The sequence below is a fragment of the Mesorhizobium sp. WSM3864 genome, from assembly GCF_002294955.1.
In the GTDB taxonomy this organism is placed as follows: domain Bacteria; phylum Pseudomonadota; class Alphaproteobacteria; order Rhizobiales; family Rhizobiaceae; genus Mesorhizobium.
On sequence record NZ_NSGD01000005.1, the window covers coordinates 169,532 to 191,272 of the forward strand.

The following is a 21,741-nucleotide window of genomic DNA, read 5'->3' on the forward strand; positions in this document are numbered from 1 at the left end:
TTTTCTGCGGCCGCGCTCTGCTAGACTCCCGTGATTCGTCTCGACAGGGAACGGCATGAGCAAGGCTCTCGGCACATTCGCATTGGTCACGGTTCTGAGCGCCTTGCTGATGGCGCTCTCGCTGGCGGTCGCCAGGCACGGCTACCCCCAGGGCGCCTTCGGCGTTAAGCGTCTCGACGGCATTGCCGACGCGGGTTCGTTCCTTGCCATCGCCGCCATTTATTTCTTCAGCGCGCTGTTGATGATGATCCTGCCCATCCGCGCCGCCGGGGTTGTGCTTACGCATGCCGCCGACGCGATCTTCTGGGCGACGATCGTGCTGTTCGCCGCCATTGTCGGTTCGCTTCTCGCCCGATGGGCGCTCGGCCAGCGCGAGGTGCCTTGGACAATTCTCAACTGGCGCTTCCTGTTCGTCCCGGCGATCGTCGGCGCGCATCTCGCCATGAATGAGCTTCGCCGCAACATCCTGCTCAGAAGCCTGTTCTTCGTCATCTTCGCCGCGGCAACGCTCGCCTGCCTGTTCTGGTCGTTCTCCCTCTGAAGGAGGCCGTCAGGCCTTTGTCGTGAAGGACGAAGCCGGTGGACTTCCACCGCCGCGCGCCTACCTTTATCGAAAGCTCTCGGGTAGACGTTTCCGCCGACCATGGCTATATCATTTGTCTGACAAATGATCGGCGCTTTGCCACGCCAGCCAATCTCGAACACACTTGCCAATCTCGAAGGAATGAAGATGACCGTGCTCCGCAAGAACCTGATCGACGGCGAGTGGCTGGGCGAGGCCGGCTCGCGCAACATCAACCCGTCGAACACCAACGATGTGGTCGGCGAATACGCCTCGGCAGGGCCGGAGGAGGCCAAGCAGGCCATCGCGGCCGCCAAGGCGGCCTTCCCGGCCTGGTCGCGCTCCGGCCCGCTGGCGCGCCATGCCGTGCTGAAGAAGACTTCCGACGAGATCATGGCGCGCAAGGACGAGATCGGCCGGTCTCTCGCTCGCGAAGAAGGCAAGACCCTGGCCGAAGGCGTCGGCGAAACCATCCGCGCCGCGCAGATCTTCGACTTCTTCGCCGGCGAGACGCTGCGGCTGTCTGGTGAGCTTGTGCCGAGCGTGCGCCCCGGCGTCGGTGTCGAGATGACCCGCGAAGGCGTCGGCGTCGTCGGCATCATCACGCCGTGGAACTTCCCGATCGCCATTCCCGCCTGGAAGATTGCGCCTGCGCTGGCCTACGGCAACACCATCGTCTTCAAGCCGGCGGAACTGGTCCCCGAAAGTGCCTGGACCATCGTCGACATCCTGCATCGTGCCGGGCTGCCGAAGGGCGTGCTCAACCTCGTCATGGGCAAGGGCTCTGTCGTCGGCCAGGCCGTGCTCGACAGCCCGGACGTCAACGCCATCTCCTTCACCGGCTCGGTCGGCACAGGCAAGCGTGTCGCCGCGGCGAGTGTGGAGCATATGCGCAAGTTCCAGCTCGAGATGGGCGGCAAGAACCCGCTCGTCGTGCTCGACGATGCGGACCTTGCGGTGGCCGTCGATTGTGCCGTCAACGGCGCCTATTTCTCGACCGGCCAGCGTTGCACCGCGTCCTCGCGCCTCATCGTCACCGAAGGCATCCATGACCGTTTCGTCGACGCCATGAAGGAGCGCCTGGACAAGCTGGTCATCGGCGACGCGCTGGACGCCAAGACCCAGATCGGCCCGGTCGTCGACCAGACCCAGCTCAAGCAGGATGAGGACTATATCGCCATCGGCCGCCAGGAAGGCGCCGAGCTCGCCTTCGGCGGCGAGCGGCTGGAGCGCGAGACTCCCGGCTTCTATCTCAGGCCGGCGCTGTTTACCGGCGCCACCAATGCCATGCGCATCTCGCGCGAAGAAATCTTCGGCCCGGTCGCCAATGTCATCCGCGTCAAGGATTATGATGAGGCGCTGACTGTGGCCAACGACACGCCGTTCGGCTTGACCTCCGGCATCTGCACGACAAGCCTGAAGCACGCGACGCATTTCAAGCGCAACTCCGAAGCCGGCATGGTAATGGTCAACCTGCCGACGGCGGGCGTCGACTTCCATGTGCCGTTCGGCGGCCGCAAGGGCTCGAGCTACGGCCCGCGCGAGCAGGGCCGCTACGCCATGGAGTTCTACACTACCGTCAAGACTGCCTATACGTTCGTCGGCTGACGGGCAGGCTTCATGACCTCTGACTTTGCCGGAATGGCCTGGCTCAACCCGCCGCCGCACCATGTGTTCGGCGACGGGACGCTGCATGTCCGCACCGGCAAGGAGACCGACTTCTGGCGCGAGACTTTCTACGGCTTCCGCCGCGACAACGGTCATTTCCTCTATCGTCCCGTGGCGGGCGACTTCAGCGCCGAGGTCAGCGTCAAGGGCAATTACGAGGTACTCTACGATCAGGCCGGGCTGATGCTGCGGCTCAGCGAAACGCACTGGATCAAGGCCGGCATCGAATACACGGACGGCCTCGCCTATTTTTCCGTTGTCGTCACCAACGACACCTCCGACTGGTCGCTGGTCAGCATTCCGACAGACCCCGACGGCGTACGGATCCGTCTGACCCGCCACGCCGAAGCCATTCGCGTTCAGTACCTCGAAGCCGCGGACGGCCGCTGGAAACCGGTGCGGCTGGCCCATTTCCCGGTCTCGCGGAGCGTCGACGTCGGCATGATGTGCTGCTCGCCGCAGCGCGAAGGCTTCGAGGTGATGTTCTCGGGCTTCAGCGTTGGCCCGCCAATCGCGAGAGAGTTGCACGATTGATGGTGGCGCGCGGCGCTGCCCGCGCGCACCTGCGACGCTGCCCTCCGCGGCCGGCCGTTTCTGGAGGGAAACTGGGAACGGGGCCTCACCAGGGGACGTGCTGTATCTCCAGCCGCGGCAGTCCGATCGGCCTGATACCGAGATCGTTCGCCAGGGCGCCGAAACCCTCGGTCTCGATCAGGTCGCGATAGGGGATCTCCGGAAAGCGAAGGCCGCCGCGATGCAAGGCGGCATCGACCAAGAGCATGGTGCCGCCGACACCATCCAGGCCGATGCTGTCGAGGTGGCGGACGTCGCTCATATGCAGCCTTGCATGGGTGTGCCGCGGAGGCTGATAGAGACCGTCGTGAACATGGCGGAAGTAGCTATGGTCTTTGTTGTGCCGCACCGTGACGAAACTGTTGAGGTCGAAGCTGTCGCCACCTGGGACTTTTACGCAGTGCGGCGCGACGATGCGGTGCCCCCTTGCAATCAGCCGGGTCACGACGTCCGCTGGAAAACACCAGACATCGATGTCGATCCACAGCGCCCAGTCGTCCTCTTCGGTCAGCCCCTTATCGATCAGATGGTTACGCACCTTGGCGATGCCGCTGCGCCTGACGCGTTGCAGCTGCCGGTTCGCTCGCTTGTCGCGGTCAAGCTCGGTGCCGAGTTGTTTCCGCAGCAGCACGACCTCACGATAGTCCTTGCCCAGGGCCGCAGTGGCGCCTTGCAGCCGCTCCCAGCTGTCATCTGAACTGTCGCCTTCGCAAAAGACGAGCTTCATCCTATTTTTTGGGTAGTCGAGCTGCCGCAACGCGGCGAGGAATGGCTCTATGTGTTGGGCCGCATCGCGCAGCGGCACCAGCACGGCGAGGTTGGATCCCGATGGTGGCCGCGCTGCGACGGCCGCTTGGCTGACGCTTTGCCGGGCGGCTTGCTCATCGGAAACAGTCCCGCGCGTCAGGCGGTGCCGGGCCTGGTAGATCAACTTGCGCAGCCTATGCCGCAACCGGGCGGGCTTCTCCGGCGTCCACCATGTGCCCGCCCAGTGGTGGATCGACAACGTCATGCCGCCGCTGCCCGCCCGCTTTCCCGACGAATCGAGAGGCGAGTACAACTCGGCCGGATGGATCGCAAACGCCGTCTGGTCTGGATAGCCGAGTTGCGCGGAGGTAAGCACGCACGGCCCGGTGGCGTCGATCGCCTGTTTTGCGCGGACGAGCCCGGGCAGGAACGACAGCAAATGAAGCCAGAATGGGTGCCCCGGCGGGCTGGCCATGGTCCCGTTGAACAGAAGGTAAGGCAATCCGCGAAAGTCCGCCTGCACGCGTGCGTGGGCGTCCGGCTCCGTGCAGAACACGATCCGATCCTCGCCCAGGATCGGATCGAACGGCGCCACGCATTCGCAATCGATATCGGCATAGACGCCGCCGAAATGGTGGAGAAGCAGATAGCGGCCCGCGTCGGCGCGCAGGATACCATACTCGTAGCTGCAAAAGGTCGGCAGGAAGCTGGGATAGTGTGCGGCCACGAACTCGAGCAAAGTCCGATCGTTCCAGAACATCATCGTCCAGTCCGGATGATGCCGCTTCCAGCTGTCGACATAGCCTTGGAAACGGGGTGGGACGATGTCGGTCTTCCACGTCTGGTGCAGGATTTTCGGGATCATCCGCGGCTCACGGCTTGAACTTGGTCACAGTCGGCGGCGAAGGGCGTGCCCAGGCCCTGACCGACGGCATCGCGGATCGCCTGCGGCCCGAACCGCGACCACGCGGCCTCGTGGGCCCGGGCGCGAACGCTGGCCATGCGCGCATGGTCGGAACAAAGTCTGACCGCTATGTCGGCCAATCCCTCGTCGGTGTCCGACAGAAGCACCTCGTCGCCCTCGATCAGGTTGAGACCCTCGGCTGCCAGCGGCGTTGCAATGACCGGGACCCCCCAGGCCATTGCTTCGAGGATCTTGATGCGCGTGCCGCCGCCCATGGCAAGCGGGACGATGCCGAGATGGGCAACGGACAACAGAGGTCTGATATCGTCCGGATCTTCGACCAGACTGACCCCATCCAGTCTTGCCAGGGCGCGAACGCGCGACTCGGGCGAACGGCCGGCAAGAACGAGCTTCGCGGTCGGCAGCGTCTGGCGAATGCGGGGCAAGATGGTGTGCCCCAGCCGCTCGGCGGCGTCGACGTTCGGCTGATAGCCCAGATGCCCAACATAGAGGATAAGGGGAAACGCATCCGAGACGGCTCGCTGCAGCGGCAGTAGCCGCGGCAGCTCGTCCGCTCGCGGGATGCCGTTTGGCACGATGTGGACGGGGACTTGCGGCCGGACAAACGCCTCCAGCCGCTGACGATCCCGTTGCGAGCACACCCAGATACGGTCGACGATGGCTGCCGCCTTTCTCTCGAGCGCCCTGAGGTCTGAGGAAAACGGCCGCCAACGCTTCTTGCGCGGCAACTGACCGGCGAGATCCGATTCGACATTGTGCATGTCCAGAACGAGTTGCCGGACAATCGGCCGCAACGGAGCGAGAAATCTGAACAGACCAACGCCTTCGACGACAATAGTATCCGGGCGAAAATCCGCCACGAGCGCCTTGAGCCGCGCCAGCGCCGGAAGCGGTATCCGGCTCTCGCCCTTGGCCCTCCAGCGGGCGAGCGAAGGCGCTCGCGGTTCGGACTTGATCATGAGCTCAGTCACGCGCATGTCCGGCCCGGGAGGTTGGACGTCGCTGCTTCGCGGCAGGAGCGAGGCCAGGCAGACCGGGCCGAACGCGGCTGCCGCCATGGCGTTGCCGAAATTCCTGAGATCGGCGCCGGACCTCGGCGGAAACGGCGGATCGTGGCATATGATCAGCGTGCGGCGCGACGTCGCTGAATTGGGCATTGGCGACATCCTAGCCTCAGTCTCGGTCAGTCGCCCGATTCGGATCCTGGCCAGATATCGCATCGCCTTCCAACTGCGGCCCAGCTCCTTATGCGCTCGGACCGCGCGCATCATGCCGCCAGCATCGGCGAACTTGCGGTGCCTGATCAACTGTCGGGCAATCCGCTGAGCTATCCAGGCCTTGCGCCACTGCAACGCCTCCCGTTCGACCCCGGCGGCAGCCAGCCCGTTCAGTTCCAGCGCTATGGCAAGGAAGGTACTGCGCGGTGCCGTGATGAAGCGGCGCGCCATACGTTCTTCGTCATGGTGGTAGAGCAGCACCGGGGTCTCGACGGTAACCACGTCGGCACGGGCCAGCACGGCGGTCCAGTAGCAGGTGTCCTCATCGAGGCCGATCGTTTCCGGAAAGCGGAGGTTTGCGGTCGCCCAGCCGGCGACCAGGGCGCTTCCCATCGCGATTGGCCACACTTCGTTGCGAAGGTAGCGCCGCACATTCTCTCGCCGGTCCGTGCCGTAGCCTTGCGGTGCCTTGAGCTTGTCCGGCCGGCCTTTTGTCCGCCGTATGCTGGCCCCGACGGCAAGGCCGGCGCGAGGCGGGCCTGCCAGCGCCGCGCTCAGCCGCGACAGGCTGCCGGGCATCACCTCGTCGTCGGCATCGAGAAAGAATATGGATCTGCCGCTTGCCCGCTCGAGTCCGACATTGCGCGCGGCGCCCGCTCTGCCCAGTCGAACGCTCACCACCTCCAGCGGCAAGCCGTGACGGTGCGCGCTTTGCCTCGCCATGGCAGCCGTCTGGTCGTTCGACCTGTCGTCGATCACGAGAATCTCGCGAATGACCGCTCTGTCGGAGGCCAGACTGCCGAGTGCCGCCACGATGGTTGCAGCCGCGTTTCTTGCCGGGATAACCACGGTGATGTCAGCCGCCACAGGTGAGCCGCTCATTGCTGTTCGAAGAAGCCACGCTTGAGCAGCCGGTCATAGCAATGCTTGAGCACCGACACCGGGCGCAGCGAAAGACTGTCAAGATTGCCCACCACCTGAGGTTCCATGTCGAATGGCGACTGGCCTTCGATCCAGCTGTAGGAGGAGCCGTCCTTCAGCTCCGATGGGCAGCCCACGACATAACCGCCCAGCGCCTTCGCGTGACCCACCCGGCGCAAGCCGAAATGGAGGCTGGAAGAGACCACCGGTTCCCGCGTTCTTAGATAGACATGAAATCCGCTCGGCGATTTTGCTATTGGCGTGCCGTTCGCAATTGCCTTGTGACTGGACCGCCAAGCACGGTAGCCGGCGTCGTCATCGAAATCGAGGATCATCAGGTTCGCAAATCCACCCAATATGCCGACATTGCCGGCAAAGTCGCCAAACCAGCGCGCGATGTCGCTGCGGCCCGGCGGCTTCTGCGCCAGTTGGAAGGTGATGGAGGTGAACGCCAGTTCCTTCAGGTCCTTGCGCAACGTCCGCAGGTGCAACGGATCATACTCCATGGCCGCGAGGTCGAGATGCTTGCCGCCGGCACGAAGCGGCAGGCAGATATAGCCGCGCTCGAACAGCCTTATGGCATAGTCGGTCAGTGCCCCAGCCTGCATCCGCCAAATGTTCCGGGATCGAGACGTTCCCGGCAATCTGTTGAGCCGAACGGTCCGTTCGTCAAGCGCCGGCGCCTTCGCCGCACTGTCGTCAGACATTCTTGATCGACTTCCAGTGACTTAGCCGTTCTGCGATCAACTCCACGCGCCGCTGATTGTCGTTCCCGTCCAGGATGGTTAAGTCCTGCGGATCGGCGCGCAGATAGACGCCGGACGTTCGCGCATTCACCTCCGGATTCGTGTCCGAACGTGTCGTGAAATATCCGGACGCGCGCTCGGCGGATTCCAGCCGGATTTCGCCTGTCCCGTGCAGCTGCGGCGCGTTCGCGTCCAACGGCCGTTCCCCGTTCCAATAGTAGAAGATGCCCGAAGACTCTCCTTTCTCCTTCGACGCCTCGCTCCAGTATCTGGCCGACAGGCTGCCATTCTCTTGCCATGAGCGGCCGTTCAGCTCCAGCGCGCCGTTGCGGTCCCGCGAGATCCTCAGCAGACTGACCGCGGAAGGCTCCCTTGCCGTGCGCTCTGACAGGGAGAACTGCCACCAAAACCCCTCTATGCGGGCGACTCGCCCCTCATTTTCGATGGCATTTCGCAGTTTTTGATTGATTGCTCTGGTCTCCGCGGCGGTCGCTGCCTCGCCGTAGCGTACCGACGTCAGGCCGAGCAGATCGCTGGGAAGCTTGGCACCATTCGCATGCAGGATGAAGGTCCGGCGCATGCCGAGAACCCCGCCGAACAGGCCGGCCTCGAAAACCACATTGTCTCGCGGAGAAGCCTGGGCGGGAACAGTGGTGGTCGATTCCGGCTGGCTCGCGCTCGTCCAGTCGTCCTGGGCGAACACGAAAGCGGCGAAGTCGACCTCGCGCGTCAGCTCCAGGAGACGCCCCAGCGTTGTCGTCCCGGGATTGAAGGATGTCGTCCAGGGTTCGACATTGGCAATATCTTCAAGGCCACGCTGCAGCGCCTGCAACAGCTTCTTCTGTTTTCCTGAGGAGCCCAGGAAGATTCGCGGCTTGGCCATTCGTTTCTCTCCAGCGCAATAGACTCCTCACAGCGTAGGCGGTTGTCCTATCTCATTGCAACGACCGCATTACCAGACACGCCTCCAGCTACACCTCCGCGCGGTTCTGGAAGAACTGCAGGAAGAGCTCGCGCTCGGTGGTGATGCTCGGGGACCTGTTCTCGCATGAGCCGATAATCGAAATCGATTTTCGGGAAGGATCATCCGCCAACGAGCAACAGGCCGCCCCATTCCGGCCTTTTCGCTGTGCAATATGCCTGTGATAACGCCTCTTTGCCCGTGGCAACATTTCCGGTTGAGCCACCGGCGATAGGGCGATAGATTATGCTGCAGTGCACAATGAACCCGGTAGGGCCGAACATCGGCTCGTGCCGGCTATCAGACACTGAACCGCGCTAACTGTTGTTTACGCAATTCCCGACGAAAGACAGTCACACACTTTTCCTGGAATTGCTCCAAGGCTGAACGGACGAAAAATCCGGCATGAAGATTCCAAAATCCATTCTGCTCGATCCGGAGGCAAACAAGGCCTATGGCGCCTTTGCCGTCGCGGTTTCCGTTCTTGCCTTTGCCTATTCCAGCAATTTCGGTCAGGTCCTGATCCTCGCCTATTACGCGGTCTGGCTGCCGCTGTTCTTCGTCGACTACCGGCGTTTCACCTGGAAGCTCTCGAACGCTTGGCTGCCGATACTCTTCGCGACCTATGTCTGCCTGTCGGTCTTCTGGTCGCAGGCCGCCGGCATCAGCGCGCGTGCGGCGGTGCAATATTCCTCGCATATCGTCTGTGCCTATATCGCGGCCCGCACCATCAGCGTGCGGACGCTGGTCCTGGGATCGCTGATCGGGATATTCGTCGTCCTGCTCTACTCGCTGAAAGTCAACGCTTACGCGCTGGACATAATGGACGGCACTTTCAATTTCGTCGGCGCCTTCGCCTCCAAGAACCAGGTCGGGTTCTTCTCGTCGTTCGGCATCTTTTTGTCTTTCGTCTTCCTGATGTTTTACCGGCGCAACTGGCTGAGCTTCTTCTGGACCGCGCCGATCATCCTGATGTCGGCATACATGCTGGCAATCTCCCACTCGGCGACATCCGTCGCCTCGCTGCCGGCGGTGCTCGGCATCGTCATCTTGCTCACCATGAGCAGGGTCCTGTCGCGGCGCTACCGCCGCGTGCTGTTCGTGGTCGGCGGCGGCGCGTTGGTAGCCGGCGTGGTGGCCGCGCTGAACCTCGGCCTGCTGGACGTCGTGCTCGGCATCTTCGGCAAGGATTCGACGCTGACCGGCCGCACCTATCTCTGGCAGCAGGGCTGGGAGGCGGCGCAGCTGCACCCGCTGCTCGGCTACGGCTATGCCGCCTACTGGGTGCAAGGGTTCGCCGATCCGGAACGGTTGTGGGCGGAGTTCTACATCACGACCCGCACCGGCTTCCATTTCCACAACACCTATATCGAGACCCTGGTCGAGATCGGCTTCGTCGGCGTCACCATGCTGGCGCTGATCATCCTGCGCGCCTTCTACGGCCATATCTCGAAGGTGGTGTTCGGGGTCTGGAGCGCTGATTCGGTGGTGCTCGCCGGCGCCGTCGGGCTGATGCTGATCCGCTCCTTCTTCGAGGTCGAGATCCTCGGCCCTTATTTCATGGCCTCCTTCATCGTCTATTATGGCCTGTTCAAGCTGACCCCGCTGCCGGTTGCCCGGCGACGGCGGGTTGCCATTCCTGTCCAGGATGAAAAGCCTGCCAACGGCCACATGCCGGCGCCGGTCTGATCGCGGTTTTCGCCTAGTCCCCCGAAAGCGAGAACCGATTTCGGGTCAAAGACATGCTTAAAATCAAAACCTAAAAGGGCATGGAGCAAATCTGAAAGATTGCGACGCGCTTTAGGCCACGGCTCGCGAGCGCTGCATTTGCCGTTGCAGGAAGCGGCGTACCGGCTCGTCATAGATGCGGGTGGCAATGTCGGCGATGACGATGACTACAACGGCCATCACGATGCCGAACCAGGGATGATGCGCGAACGGGTCGACCGACGCCGCCTTGCCGGCCCCGGCGATGATCATCAGCATCGGCGTGTGGATGATGTAGATCGGGTAGGAGACCCGCCCCAGCCAGCCATAGAAGTTAGCCAGTCGCGGCGCCGTCGGTGCCACCGCGCCGGTCACCACCATCAGCGGGAACACGACGGCGATAGAGGCGAGGTCGTAGGCGACACGCCCGGCAGCACCCGCAGGCGCGATGGCGAAGACGATCAGCGTAAGCAGGATCGCGGCCTCGACCCACCAGCCGCGCCGCAGAAAGCCGAGGCCATCCTGGTAGCGCGCCATCGACCGGCAGAGCAGCACGCCGAGGAAGAAGGAGAACGACACGCGCGGGAGCCCGCTAATGATGGTCTTGCCGGTCATGCCGAAATCGAGCGTGCCGGCAAGTGCTGAGGCGACGATCAGCAGCACCAGGCTGACAGCTACCAGCGCCGTCAGCACACGTTTCGACAGCAGGAAGAAGACGGCGGCATAGGCGATGTTGACGATCAGCTCGAAGAACAGCGACCACGAAGCGGGATTGAGCGGAAAGATCGTATGGTAGGCATCGCCGACCAGCGGAATGAAGAGCATGCCTGTCGTGAGCTGCGTGCCGATCTCCGACAACGGCATGTATTCCGTCGCAATCAGCCTGTTCTTGACGAGCAGATAGAAGCAGCCGAGCAACGTGCCGACGAGGTAGAGCGGGTAGAGGCGGATCAGGCGGATGGCCAGGAAGGTGCCGAAGCCCATGCCGTTCTCGATCTTGCGGTCGTAAGCGTGGGCGATGACGAAGCCGCTGAGCAGGAAGAACAGGTCTACCGCAAGATAGCTCGACGGCAGCACTTTGCCGTCGGCTAGAAAAGGCGAGAAGTGATAGAGCATCACGCTGATCGCCGCGACGCCGCGGATGGCGTCGAGGTTGAGGTAGACGTGACGCGGAGCGGCAGGCTGCATGCTATGCCTTCAAGCGGTCCAAACAGATTGCTCGCCCGCACCTTGGCGCGAACGAGCCTGACTTGTTCCTCCCGCGGACCGCGCTGAGCGAGGCCCGGGCGCCTGGCTACTGGCTGGCCATGGGTGGGCCGCCGGCACTCGGCGCCAGCTTCACCTTGATGACGTCGCCCGGCAGCACCGGCGTGTCTTCCTTGGCGTCGATCTCGCTGGTCTTGCCGTCGGCAACACGCACCAGCGAATACAGCAGGGCCGGTTCCTGGCCCCCTGTTATGGCAGCCGCCATTGCGGGATCCGAGGCCGCGGCGATCAGGCCCTTCTGCATGGCAGTCCTCAGCGTCGCCTCGTTCAGGTCGGCCTCGGCCTGCTGCCGGCTCGCGGCCAGGTTGGAATTGAGCGTGTTGCGGGCATCGATGGCGTCCTGATCAGCTTTGCTGATCGACTGCTTGGCGGTGAGGATGGCCGTCTCATAATCCAGGATCTTGCCCTGCAGGTCCGCCACCGACTGTTTCGAATCGAGCAGTCGCGCATTGGCGACAAGGCCCTTCTGGGCCAGCGGACCGATGCTGGTGAGCTGCTGCTGCGCCAGATCCACTTGCTGCTGCTGGTTGGCGATTTTCTTCTGCAGCGATTCGATCTCGCCTTCGAGCACGCCTTTCAGGTCATCAAGCGCGTCCAGCTTCAGCTTCAGCGCCTTCTGGTCGGCCGTGAGGATCTGCATTTCGTCGGCAACGATGGCCTGCGTTCTCGGGTCGTCCGCAGCCTCCTTCGGAATCTCGAAGCTCGTCTTGCCGGCAAGGTCTGCGTCGATGCGGGCACGCTTTATGATCAACCGCAGCCGCTGGTCGTCATAGATATCGAAACTGCCCTTGGCGGTGACCAGGTCCTTGCCGAGCTGAGGGCCGTAATCGGCGTTGCGCCGGATGCCGCCGGCGATGCTCACCGCCTTCAGTACCGTAAGGTCCGGCACGTAGGGGAATTGGCCAGGGTTCTGCACTTCGCCCGAAATGTAGAATGGCCGGAACTGCGCCATCTCGACCGAGGCTTCAGGCTTGTCGGGCAGTGCCAGCTTGCGCTGCAGCGCGAGACCGATCGCGGCAGCGATCTCCGAGGTCGTCTTACCGGCCGCCTGCATCTCGCCGACGAACGGTACCGAGAGCGTGCCGGCGGGGCCGACCGAATAGTCGCCGTTGATGGATGACCAGTCGCGGAACGTGCCGTCGACCGTCTGCCACTCGGCAATGCGGATGTTGAGCTTGTCCTGCGGCCCGAGACGATAGTCTCCAGCCACCGCCATGGTGGGAATCGCAAGAGACAGGGCAAGCGCCACGGCCGCAAATCGGCTGGGCGCCTTGGAAAGGAGTCCGAGGGGGTGGTTTTTCAATGAACGTTTCCGATCCGCGTTAGCCCCATCCGCCCGATGAGATTACTGCCGGACGCCTGTCCCGAGATTGGCGGGACAGGCCTGGCGGTCAATAGCTGCCGCGCGCCATCCACACGGCAGGCACGGTTTTGACGATGATGCGAATGTCCTCGACCATCGACCAGTTCTCGACATAGTGGCGATCGAAGGCGACGCGCGTGTCGTAGGACACGTCGTTGCGCCCGCTCACCTGCCACAGCCCGGTGAGGCCCGGGCGCGACTTCAGATAATAGACTGCGGCGCTGCCGTAGATCTCGAGCTCGTCGCGTACGACAGGGCGGGGCCCGACCAGGCTCATGTCGCCCTGCAGGATGTTGATGATTTGCGGCAGCTCGTCGAGGCTGAGCTTCCGCAGCACCGCGCCGACACGCGTCACGCGCGGATCGTCCTTCAGCTTGCGCGTCGCCGCCCATTCGGCGGCAGCATCCGGATTGGCCGCCAGGTGCGCGGCGAGCACCTTCTCGCCATCCTGCACCATGGTGCGGAATTTGAGGCAGGCAAAAATCCTTCCGCCGCGACCGATCCGCTTGTGGCCGTAGAAGATCGGGCCGCGGTCGGAAAGCTTGACCAGCAGGGCGACCATCAGGAAAAGCGGGCTGAGCAGGACCAGACCCGCCAGGGAACCGACGATATCGAAACTGCGTTTGAGCAGACCGCCGATGGGGGGTGGAAAATCAATGCCGGCCTGCGAAAAACCCGCATTAGCCGGCTTGGCGACGTCCCTCATGCAAAAGCTCCATACGTTGAACGGATGGTTTACGGCACGATACCAAAAAAATGCTGCAGCGCAACACACAATTTCCCATTCGCGTGAAATGTTCCCGTCATGAATTGATCAAATAATAAACCTGCCCTGCCCAAATTTTGGCCTTTGTGGCATGTTTATGACAAGGTGAGAGGTTTTTTGGGAGATGTAGTACAGCTTTCAGGCTGATTTTGGGCAATGCATTCTTTGCTGCAGACGAACGACGGTTGCACGTCGTAGGAATCACTCGCGCAGGTAAGTTCTTCGCATTAAATACTGGTTAATGTTTCGGGTTCTACTGTCGAGGATTTCGCTATAGTGAATAGGTGGCGATGCAGGGGTGTGCGCCGCAACATGGCAGAGTCGATGCCGCGAAACCCTTGACTTGATGTGCATTTGGCCTTGCCGCAAAGGTCTCGCCTTAATAGAGTGGCAAACTGTTGCTGTCATAGTCTGGATGGGTCGGAAAGGCCGGAAGCAACCGGTCGGATTGGGCAGCCAGAAATAGCTCTCTGGCGGAACGGGGAGTTACGCGGGTGGGTAAGCCACAGCCTTTGCATGCGCGTGCCGGTTGACGGGCCGACGAGCATGTCTTTGCCAAAGTTCATCGTCGGGATGATATTCACGCTCGCTGTTGTAGTCGGCTGGTCCTGGCTCGACGGCGAATCGCTTGGCACCATCATCATGCGCGCCGTGATTTGCGCTGTCGTCATTCAGGTGGGGTACTTCGTTCTGGTGTTCGCCATGATCGCCAGGAGCGGGCCGATACCCGCCGACAAGGCGCGGCAGGCCGACCGTGGCATCAACAAGGTGCCCGATGGCGAAAAGCTAACCGCGCGGCGCGGCAGCCTCCGCTGATCGTTCAGCCGGCGCAGGGGGCGGCGCATTGTAGGCCCATGTTGCGGTTTCCCGTTCGGCCCGTTCGCCGGAGAGCATCCTGGCCAGCCGGCTGCCCGACTTTGCTTTCAGCCGCTGATATTGCCCGACCTCGACGATGCGGCCGCCCTCGATGGCCACGACCCAGTCGGCAAAGGCGATCATCGACGGCCGATGCGCGATGGTGAGGATAGTCATCTTGCCGCGCAGTTCCTCGATCGATTGAGCGATCAGCGACTGATTCTGCCAGTCGAGCGCGCTCGTCGCCTCGTCGAGGATGAGCAGCGAGGGTTCGCGCAGCAGCGCCCGTGCCAGCGCGATGCGCTGACGTTCGCCGCCGGAAAGCCTGACGCCGCGATCGCCCACCACCGTTTCGAGCCTCCGGTCGAGCCGCTCGACGAAGTCGGCCGCATGAGCCTTGCGCAGCGCCGCCCACAGCTCCTCGTCGCTGGCCTGCGGCGCCGCCAGGCGCAGATTGGCGCCGATGGTGTCGTGCAGCAGAAACACGTCCTGCGGCACATAGGCCACCTGGCCGCGCCAGGCCCTGCGGTTTTGCGCGGTGATCTCGACACCGTCCGCCAGGATACTGCCCTGGCTCGGCTCGAGCAGCCCAAGCAGCATGTCGGCCATCGTGCTCTTGCCCGAACCGGACGGGCCGATCAGCGCCGTCACCTCGCCGGCGGGAAGGCCGAAGCTAATGCCGCTCACCACCGGCCTTCCATCGCCGGCGCCATAGGCGAACGAGACGTCGCGGATATCGAGGCCCCTGTCGAGCGACAGCCTTGCGTTCTGCGCGGCATCGCCGGGCTCCATCTCGCGCTCGGCATCGAAGCGCGCCTGCAGGGCCTGCATGGCGGTGTAGGCCGGCAGGTTGATCAGCATCTGCTGCGCCTGCACCTGCATGTCCATGAAGCGGGGCGCGACCCGCATGAAGACCAGGAGCAACACGACGATTTCCGCAAGGGAGAGATGGAAGCGGACCAGCGCGATGTAGATGAACAGGCTGAGCCCCATTACGCTCGCGACCTGGAAAAGCGCGGTGCCGATGGTGCTGTTGCGGACATAGGCGACATTGTCCGCCTTCATCTTGTCCAGCGTCGCGCGGAGTTGCGCGAAATAGCTCGCCTCGACATTCAGGCTCTTGGCCACCTTGATGCCGCCGAGGAACTCCGACACCGTGCGGTATTGGTCCTGGCGGCTGCCGGTCAGCACGCGACCGTAGGCGGTGGCGCGCGCACGGAAGGGCTGCAGCGCGATGAACAAGAGCACGCCGATCAGGATGGCGAAGCACGTCATCACCGGAGAGATGAACAGCGACACCACGAGATAGCCGGCAAGCAGCAGCGCCGTCTGGGCGAGCATCAGCAGCGAGAAGGCTGCGGCCTGAACGCGGTCGATGTCGCCGGTCATGGCGTGGTCGAGATCGGAGCTGCGCATGCGGGTGAAGACGCCCCAGCGCGCCTTGCCGATGCTCTCGAACAGGTTCATGCGCACCCGGTTGACGAAGTCGTAGAGCAGCCGCGCCATGTAGAGCGACTTGAAGCGGTTGAACATCGCCTGCAGCGCCACCAGCGCGACGAGCAGGCAGAGCACCGTCGCCAACGAGAGCGTGCCGCCCGGCACCAGCCAGCGCAAGGCGCCCGGTACGCGCACGGCGAAATCCTGGTCGGCACTGCCGATCAGATGCAAGAGCGGGATCAAAAGCAGGATCGAGAGGCCCTCGGTCAGACTGCCGAGGACCAGGAAGGCAAGCGCCGTCAGCGTGCGCTGCCCGCCGATATGCGCCATGACACCACCGAAGCCGGCCACATCCCGCAAAAGTGTCAGGCGAAGTTTCGAGGACCAGGCCATGCCGCTGCTCACCTTGCCCGAGAACCGGCGGCCAGATCGCGCTCGATCAGGGTGACGGCCTCGTCGATCCGCTCCAGACCTGCCGGCACTTCGAGCCGGCTGGCGCCGATCCGGCCGGCCAGCTGCGCGCATTGACCGAGATGCGTGGACGCGAAATCGCCGACCAGCGCCTGCCGGCCGAACCGCGTGACATAGGAAAATTTGATGATCGCCGGCAGGGCGGCGGCGCCCTTTAGCGGTGTGATCGCCGCCTGCCCGTCGCGCTCCAGCACATAGATCCGGGCCGCCGGCACGGCCTCGCCGGAGAATCCGTCTCGCAGGCGATGCTGCGCCTTCTCGATCTGCGGATGCACCTGCGGCCGCACTTCCGCTCGGCCGATCCTGATGGCCTTCGCGGCATCCGCTGCAAGCTTGAGCTGCGGAAAGCCGGGCAGGATCATCGGCCGTGAAGGATCGGACAGGTCCAGCGCCACGACATCGTCGGTAAGCAGAAGGTGACCGGCGCGGATCATCGCGCCCGCCGTGGTCGACTTGCCGGCACCCTTGTCGCCCATGAAGATCACGCTTTGCCCGCCAACGGCGATCGCGCTGGCGTGCAGGACGAGCAGACCGCGCTGATGCAGCGTGAGCGCCAGCACCGGACCCAAAAGTGGGAAGGCAAGCAGCGGATCATCGACGCCCGGCGCCGGATCGACATCGATCCGGGAGGCATCGCTGATCAGGAAAGTGCCGACGGCTTGCCAGGACAGGTACTGGCGTGTCGGCTCGAAGCGAAAGGCCGCGGCGTTAGCCAATGCAGCCTCCGGAAAATCGATCGGCCCAACAGCGATCTCGATGTCCGGTGCTGCCGGCGCGGTCGGTTCCAGTTCCGGCAAAGCCACCTCCGACCCGATCGTCAGGCCGTACGCCTTGTAGAACCGACGGGCACGCCCGTTTCGAGGGGCCGCTTCGATGGCGGAGCCGGGCCTCGCGGCAAGAGAAGCGGCTGGAGAGTTCATGCAGGGCTTCCATGCTGTTGGACCTGCCGCAGCCATAGCGACAGTGAGGCCGAACGCCAGATATGCTGGACGTCGGGCAGCGTCGCCTGCTCGGGCCGCTGCAGCATGCGCGCATAGACCGCGTTCACCTCGGGCAGATTGACATAGGGGGCGATCAAGTCGTTGTCCGACACCAGCAGCCGGTCCAGCAGATCGCGATGGTTGACGATCATGCCTTTGACCAGGCTGGCGGTGAAATCGATCTTGTCGCGCCGCCACTGCACCGCCGGCGGCAGCACGCCTTCCATCGCCCGGCGCAGCACATGGCGGCCGAAGCCGTTGCGCAGCTTTTCCTCGCCCGGCAATGCCAAGCAGAATTCGACCAGCGGCTTGTCCCAGAACGGATAGCGCGGTTCGACGCCGAAATTGGCGGCGGCCTTGTCGAGAACCTCGAAAGCATGGGGCACCAGCCCGGTGGACAAAAGCCAGCGATGGGTGAGCGCTTCGCTGGTGCTGACATTGGCGGGCATATAGGCCGCGCAATGGAAACGTTCGGCGAGATCGGTACGCCTGGCAAGCTCCGGATTGACCAGTCCTGCCCACGCCGCGCGCGGTGCATGGGAGGGTCTGCGCCGCAGTTTTCCGAGAAGGCGCCTGGCCTTCGCCCTCATCCTGGCAATCCGCCAGGCCGGCCCGTAGGCGGCGAGGAACTTGAAGTACAGAGGCAGCATCCCGTCGCCATAGGTGTTGGCGGCACTGTGCAGCTCGCGCCACAGCTCCAGCCACCTGCCGCGATGGGCGAGCTCATGCAGATACCCATGACCTTGCGATACGACCTCGTCACCGCCGTGGCCGTCGAGAAGCACTGTGACGCCCTTAGCGCTCGCGGTGCGATAGACGCTGCGGGTCAAGGACAGACCGGGCGCCAGGAAGGTCCCTTCCTGTTCCTCCAGAATGCGATCAAACTCGGCGAAGGGCGCATAGTTGCCGACCGCGATCAGCGTGCCGTCGAGCCCATATTGCTCCAGCACTGCATCGATGAAGGGCCGCTCGTCCATCGAAGACCCCCTCTCGAAGACCAGCGAGAAAGTTTTGAGCTTCGGCTTCTGCGTCGCCGCAGCTTGAAGTCCGGCCATGCAGGCGATCGAGGACGAATCGAGCCCACCACTCAGCATGGCACCGACGGACGGATTGCCCCGCATCCGGTTTTCAACCGATCGCGCGAAAAGATGCAGGAACTCGTCCGCTGCATCCGAACGCAGCGGCCTTTGTGACGGCTCAATCTCCCAGTAGCGGCTCAGCACGACCTGATTGTTGGTCACCGTCATGCTGTGCCGAGCGGGCAAGCGAAAGATCTCCGCATAGAGCGTGGATTGCGGATCGTCCGGCAGGCCGGCGAGGAAGCCGGAAATCTGATGCTCGCTGAGCGCCCTGCCGACACCGTCCAGCGCCAGAAGTGGGCCGATCTCCGATGCGAAGGCAAAGCGCCTGTCGGCGCAGTGGTAGTAGAAAGGTTTGACGCCGAAATGGTCACGCGCGCAAAAAAGCGCCCGGCGCTCGGCGTCCCAGACCGCGAAGGCGAAATCGCCTTGCAGGTAGGTCGGACAGGCCTCGCCCCATTTGAGATAGGCGTGCATCAGCAGTATGGCGTCGGCGGCCGATCGGTCGCGCACACCGAGCCGCGCCAGAAGCTCCTCGCGGTTGTCCAGCCGGCAATCGGCCGTAATGGCGAGCTTGCCGCCGGCCATTGTCAGCGGCCCAGGGCCCTGCTCGCCGGTCGTGTTGAGCCAGGCATGGCCTAGTGCTGCGTGTCTGTCCGTCCACCATGAGCTGCCGTCGCGCGCCCGGTGGCGCATGCGCGCCAGCATCTGCTGGATGTCGGCCGCCGCCGCTGGGCTGCCATCCTGTCTGAGCAGAATTCCGGCGACGCCGCTCATCGCCTAGTGTCCGTGATCGACAAGATGGGCAAAGCCGTTGATGGAGCCGCCAAGCACGATGTGGTCGCCGCTGATCAGCCAGGCATGCGCCTTGAGATCGGCGCCGGGGTCGCGCGCGATGCCGATGCTGATCGTGGAGGCCTTGCCCTGGCGGGCAAGCAGATACTGTCCGGCGAGCGCCTGGGTAAGGCAGCTGGCGCCCGGCACGTATCGCGCAGCAGCGGCAACGCCCCATGCGACGCGCCGCAGATCGGCGATGGCAGCGTCATTCCTCGCTTCCAGTCGAGTCACCAGAGCGCGCATGCGATTATAGGACGAAAGCGTAAGCCCCAGCCGCACGAGGCTGACCACTGCCAGGCAGCGCGCCAGAAACAGCGCCTCCGGCCCGCTAAGCGAGCGGACCCTAGGCCAGTTCCTCATGGTGGAACCTCGCAAGCCCGGCTTCGATCAGTCCCTTGAGCAAGCCCTCGACATCGGCCTTGCAGCGTTCTGTATCGACATCATAGCGGGCGAGCACCGCGCTTGTTATGTCGGGGATCGGTCGTGGCTCCTGGATCAGCTCCCAAATGTAGGCGCCGACGCCGTTCAGGCTGTAGTAGATGTTGGATTTAAGATGGAGCAGCGCCAGTCCGTTGCCGAATTCACAAGCCACGGCATCGCCGCTCGCGACCACGCGGTCATGGTTCGATGGGTTCCAGTGCATCCTAAAACCTCATTGTTGAACGCTTGCGTGACCTCGACCGGGATCGGTTGCCTGCGATCCTTAGGGAGTCCAGGTAGCCCGGGCAGGAGGCCCCGGCTCAGTGTTCGAAGAAAGGGAACGCCCGGAGCCCCAACTGTGACAACTCCGGGCGCTACAAGCTCAGGAGAAGGTGAGCTCACCGACCGGTGTGTGCGCGGGAAATGCCGCGTCAAGCGCCGTCGTCCCGGAGGCACCCTGCGTGATCGTTTCGATCGAACCGTGAACCGTCAGGCTTGGGGTCTCGTACTCTTGCTTTTCAACATTCTGTTCCATTCTATTCTCCAATTAAGACTGGAAGCGGCGTCGGAATGCCGCCAGCATATTGCTATGCTGCATCGCAATTGCTGCACGGCAACATTTATGAGTCAAGCCTGATTTACCAGGTAGTAATCAATTCTTGGTTGCGCATGCCCGCGTCGGTGATGACGTCGCCGGCTTTTGCATCTCGGGCGAACAGCACTCGAACGTTCAACATAGCCTTTTTGCCGTCTAAGTAAGCATATGATTTGATTGAGGTAAGTTCGAGAGCTTAAGTGGCTATGTAGGAACTTGCGGAGAAAACACTCCAGGAATAGCAATTGCCAGCTCGCCTCGCCGCCACCGGATTTGTCTTCAAAAGTGATCGGCCATGAGCGAATATGAACGCTCAGGTTGCAGGCGCGAGGCGGCTTGGGATGGGCCTGGATGGGGCTCCTGATTTTTTGGCGATGCTTTTCTTCGCAGTTGCGGTATAAGGCCCCCGCGGGCGGTTTTGCGGAGAGACGACAACGGGCATGACCGTGCAGGACGCTTCTTACGACAGGCTGCGTGCGACCGGCAGTGCCGACGAAGTCGCCTATGTGCAGGCCTGTCTGCGGCTGTTCTTCAATCCGACAGCGCGCGCGGTCGACCATGGCGGTATGCCGGCTCCGGCAATCTGCGTGGCCGACATTACCGACATTGCGAGGTTGAACAAGGTCGCCGTCTTTATGCTCAAGGCTCTCTCGCATGGGGCCACCGGCGCGACGCCTCCCGAATTGCTCGCATGGCTCGATGGCTATCGCCGGCGTACCATGTCGATGAATGCCGCCTGCATCGGCGATTCGATCGCCATCCATCAGGTGTTGCAGGACAGGCAGATCGACTTCGTCTTCCTGAAGGGACCGCTCCAGCAGCAATTGCTCTACGGCGACCATTTCATGAAGCCGTCCGGCGACGTCGATATTCTGGTTTGCCCGTCCGGCTTCGCTGCCGCCCGCGAAGCCCTTCGCTCGGCCGGCTACGAGGTCGCCGGCAAGTCCCGGTCGGTCTGGTGGGTGCGTTTCCTCGGCGAGCAGCACATGGTCCGCGACGATGGCGTGCGGGCCGCAACGGTCGATCTCCATTATCGGCTGCAGCAGCCGGGCTCGCCGAGCCCGCGCGACATCGACGGCTTCCTGCGCCGCAAGCGCGAGGTCAAGGTTGCGGGCGCCTCCATGCCCCTGATCTCGGCGTCCGACACGTTGCTCTTGTCCTGCATCAGCGTCGCCAAAGCCTTCTTCAACCGCGAGCCCTGCGCCGGCTATGTCTGCGACGTCAGAGCCGCCGCCCGCAGGCTGAACGAAGCCGAGCAGCAGAAACTGCTCGACCATGCTGCGGAGCAGGGCCTTGCCGACACGCTGCTGCTTGGTTTGCGCGCGGCCGACGTTCTGCTTGGCGGTACCGCCACGCTGCTTTCGGAGCGCGCCACCCGGATCCTGGCGCGCATCGACAATGCCGACCTCTTCCACATGGTGATCGCGCCCTGGCTGTCCTCGTTGCGCTGGCCGCAGCGGCGAACGGTGCTGTGGGAGCTCTGCGGTCGCGAGCCGGTGCGCTATCTGGCGGAGGCCGGCTGGGCGGCTTCCGCCGATCTCAGCCGGCGGATCTTCGAGCGGCCGGCCGCGGCCGCGCCGGTGCGGGGCAACGCATGAAGATTCGGTTTTGCATTCATAGGTGGGCGGTCACTCATGCAATCGAA

19 protein-coding genes are annotated in these 21,741 nt (G+C 63.3%); 6 read left to right on the top strand and 13 right to left on the bottom strand.

All coding sequences use genetic code 11. The features are described from left to right. Nucleotides 1-55: 55 nt before the first annotated feature. The 3 genes from CK215_RS13570 (at nt 56) to CK215_RS13580 (ending at nt 2,764) form a co-directional block, all read left to right on the top strand. Nucleotides 56-541 (top strand): hypothetical protein, encoded by a 486-nt coding sequence (locus CK215_RS13570; protein WP_067003420.1) that lies wholly within the window; start codon nt 56-58, stop codon nt 539-541. A 189-nt stretch (nt 542-730) separates the two neighbouring features. After that, on the top strand, nt 731-2,170 hold the full coding sequence (locus CK215_RS13575) for an aldehyde dehydrogenase family protein (RefSeq protein WP_095831331.1): 1,440 nt from the start codon (nt 731-733) through the stop codon (nt 2,168-2,170). A 12-nt stretch (nt 2,171-2,182) separates the two neighbouring features. Next, nucleotides 2,183-2,764: a DUF1349 domain-containing protein gene (locus tag CK215_RS13580; protein WP_095777014.1), complete on the top strand. Its 582-nt coding sequence runs from the start codon at nt 2,183-2,185 to the stop codon at nt 2,762-2,764. An 85-nt stretch (nt 2,765-2,849) separates the two neighbouring features. On the opposite strand, the gene CK215_RS13585 is transcribed toward CK215_RS13580, so the two are convergent. From CK215_RS13585 to CK215_RS13600, 4 genes are all read right to left on the bottom strand, one after another. Continuing rightward, entirely contained in the window at nt 2,850-4,415 is a 1,566-nt protein-coding gene (locus tag CK215_RS13585; RefSeq protein WP_095831206.1) for a glycosyltransferase, read from the bottom strand. Next, complete coding sequence (locus CK215_RS13590; RefSeq protein ID WP_095831207.1) at nt 4,412-6,574, bottom strand: glycosyltransferase; 2,163 nt, start codon at nt 6,572-6,574, stop codon at nt 4,412-4,414. Before CK215_RS13590 ends, CK215_RS13585 begins: the two co-directional genes overlap by 4 nt. Then, nucleotides 6,571-7,221, bottom strand: a complete 651-nt coding sequence (locus tag CK215_RS13595) for a bifunctional DNA primase/polymerase (protein ID WP_095828132.1) — start codon at nt 7,219-7,221, stop codon at nt 6,571-6,573. Before CK215_RS13595 ends, CK215_RS13590 begins: the two co-directional genes overlap by 4 nt. 91 nt (nt 7,222-7,312) lie before the next feature. Next, the gene (locus CK215_RS13600) at nt 7,313-8,242 is read right to left on the bottom strand and encodes a TIR domain-containing protein (RefSeq protein ID WP_067324214.1); all 930 of its coding nucleotides are present in this window, start codon (nt 8,240-8,242) and stop codon (nt 7,313-7,315) included. 483 nt (nt 8,243-8,725) lie between these two features. On the opposite strand from CK215_RS13600, the gene CK215_RS13605 reads away from it, so the two are divergent. Then, entirely contained in the window at nt 8,726-10,009 is a 1,284-nt protein-coding gene (locus tag CK215_RS13605) for an O-antigen ligase (RefSeq protein ID WP_067003426.1), read from the top strand. 111 nt (nt 10,010-10,120) lie between these two features. On the opposite strand, the gene CK215_RS13610 is transcribed toward CK215_RS13605, so the two are convergent. The 3 genes from CK215_RS13610 to CK215_RS13620 form a co-directional block, all read right to left on the bottom strand. Then, nucleotides 10,121-11,215, bottom strand: coding sequence for an acyltransferase (locus CK215_RS13610; protein ID WP_095831208.1), 1,095 nt, complete (start codon nt 11,213-11,215; stop codon nt 10,121-10,123). A 106-nt stretch (nt 11,216-11,321) separates the two neighbouring features. After that, nucleotides 11,322-12,509 carry a polysaccharide biosynthesis/export family protein gene (locus tag CK215_RS13615; protein ID WP_095777021.1) on the bottom strand — a complete coding sequence of 396 codons (1,188 nt, stop codon included), beginning with the start codon at nt 12,507-12,509 and terminating at the stop codon, nt 11,322-11,324. A gap of 175 nt (nt 12,510-12,684) precedes the next feature. Continuing rightward, a complete protein-coding gene (locus CK215_RS13620; RefSeq protein ID WP_067003431.1) occupies nt 12,685-13,362 on the bottom strand; it encodes a sugar transferase in 678 nt (225 codons plus the stop codon). 606 nt (nt 13,363-13,968) lie between these two features. On the opposite strand from CK215_RS13620, the gene CK215_RS13625 reads away from it, so the two are divergent. Further along, the gene (locus CK215_RS13625) at nt 13,969-14,238 is read left to right on the top strand and encodes an exopolysaccharide production repressor exox (RefSeq protein WP_095777106.1); all 270 of its coding nucleotides are present in this window, start codon (nt 13,969-13,971) and stop codon (nt 14,236-14,238) included. On the opposite strand, the gene CK215_RS13630 is transcribed toward CK215_RS13625, so the two are convergent. The 6 genes from CK215_RS13630 to CK215_RS13655 form a co-directional block, all read right to left on the bottom strand. Next, nucleotides 14,209-16,107, bottom strand: a complete 1,899-nt coding sequence (locus CK215_RS13630) for an ABC transporter ATP-binding protein (protein ID WP_095777107.1) — start codon at nt 16,105-16,107, stop codon at nt 14,209-14,211. The two genes, CK215_RS13625 and CK215_RS13630, sit on opposite strands and share 30 nt — an antisense overlap. Nucleotides 16,108-16,115: 8 nt before the next feature. Continuing rightward, nucleotides 16,116-17,105 (bottom strand): serine kinase, encoded by a 990-nt coding sequence (locus CK215_RS13635; protein WP_095831209.1) that lies wholly within the window; start codon nt 17,103-17,105, stop codon nt 16,116-16,118. After that, on the bottom strand, nt 17,102-19,021 hold the full coding sequence (locus CK215_RS13640; protein ID WP_095831210.1) for a lasso peptide isopeptide bond-forming cyclase: 1,920 nt from the start codon (nt 19,019-19,021) through the stop codon (nt 17,102-17,104). Before CK215_RS13640 ends, CK215_RS13635 begins: the two co-directional genes overlap by 4 nt. Nucleotides 19,022-19,024: 3 nt before the next feature. Then, nucleotides 19,025-19,441: a lasso peptide biosynthesis B2 protein gene (locus CK215_RS13645; protein ID WP_095831211.1), complete on the bottom strand. Its 417-nt coding sequence runs from the start codon at nt 19,439-19,441 to the stop codon at nt 19,025-19,027. After that, nucleotides 19,425-19,724 carry a PqqD family protein gene (locus tag CK215_RS13650; RefSeq protein ID WP_067003437.1) on the bottom strand — a complete coding sequence of 100 codons (300 nt, stop codon included), beginning with the start codon at nt 19,722-19,724 and terminating at the stop codon, nt 19,425-19,427. The genes CK215_RS13645 and CK215_RS13650 overlap by 17 nt, the downstream gene beginning before the upstream one ends. Nucleotides 19,725-19,883: 159 nt before the next feature. Beyond that, the gene (locus CK215_RS13655; protein ID WP_082953851.1) at nt 19,884-20,036 is read right to left on the bottom strand and encodes a lasso peptide; all 153 of its coding nucleotides are present in this window, start codon (nt 20,034-20,036) and stop codon (nt 19,884-19,886) included. 500 nt (nt 20,037-20,536) lie between these two features. Between CK215_RS13655 and CK215_RS13660 the strand changes: the two genes are divergently transcribed. Continuing rightward, nucleotides 20,537-21,694 carry a nucleotidyltransferase family protein gene (locus CK215_RS13660; RefSeq protein ID WP_095831212.1) on the top strand — a complete coding sequence of 386 codons (1,158 nt, stop codon included), beginning with the start codon at nt 20,537-20,539 and terminating at the stop codon, nt 21,692-21,694. Nucleotides 21,695-21,741: the final 47 nt, after the last annotated feature.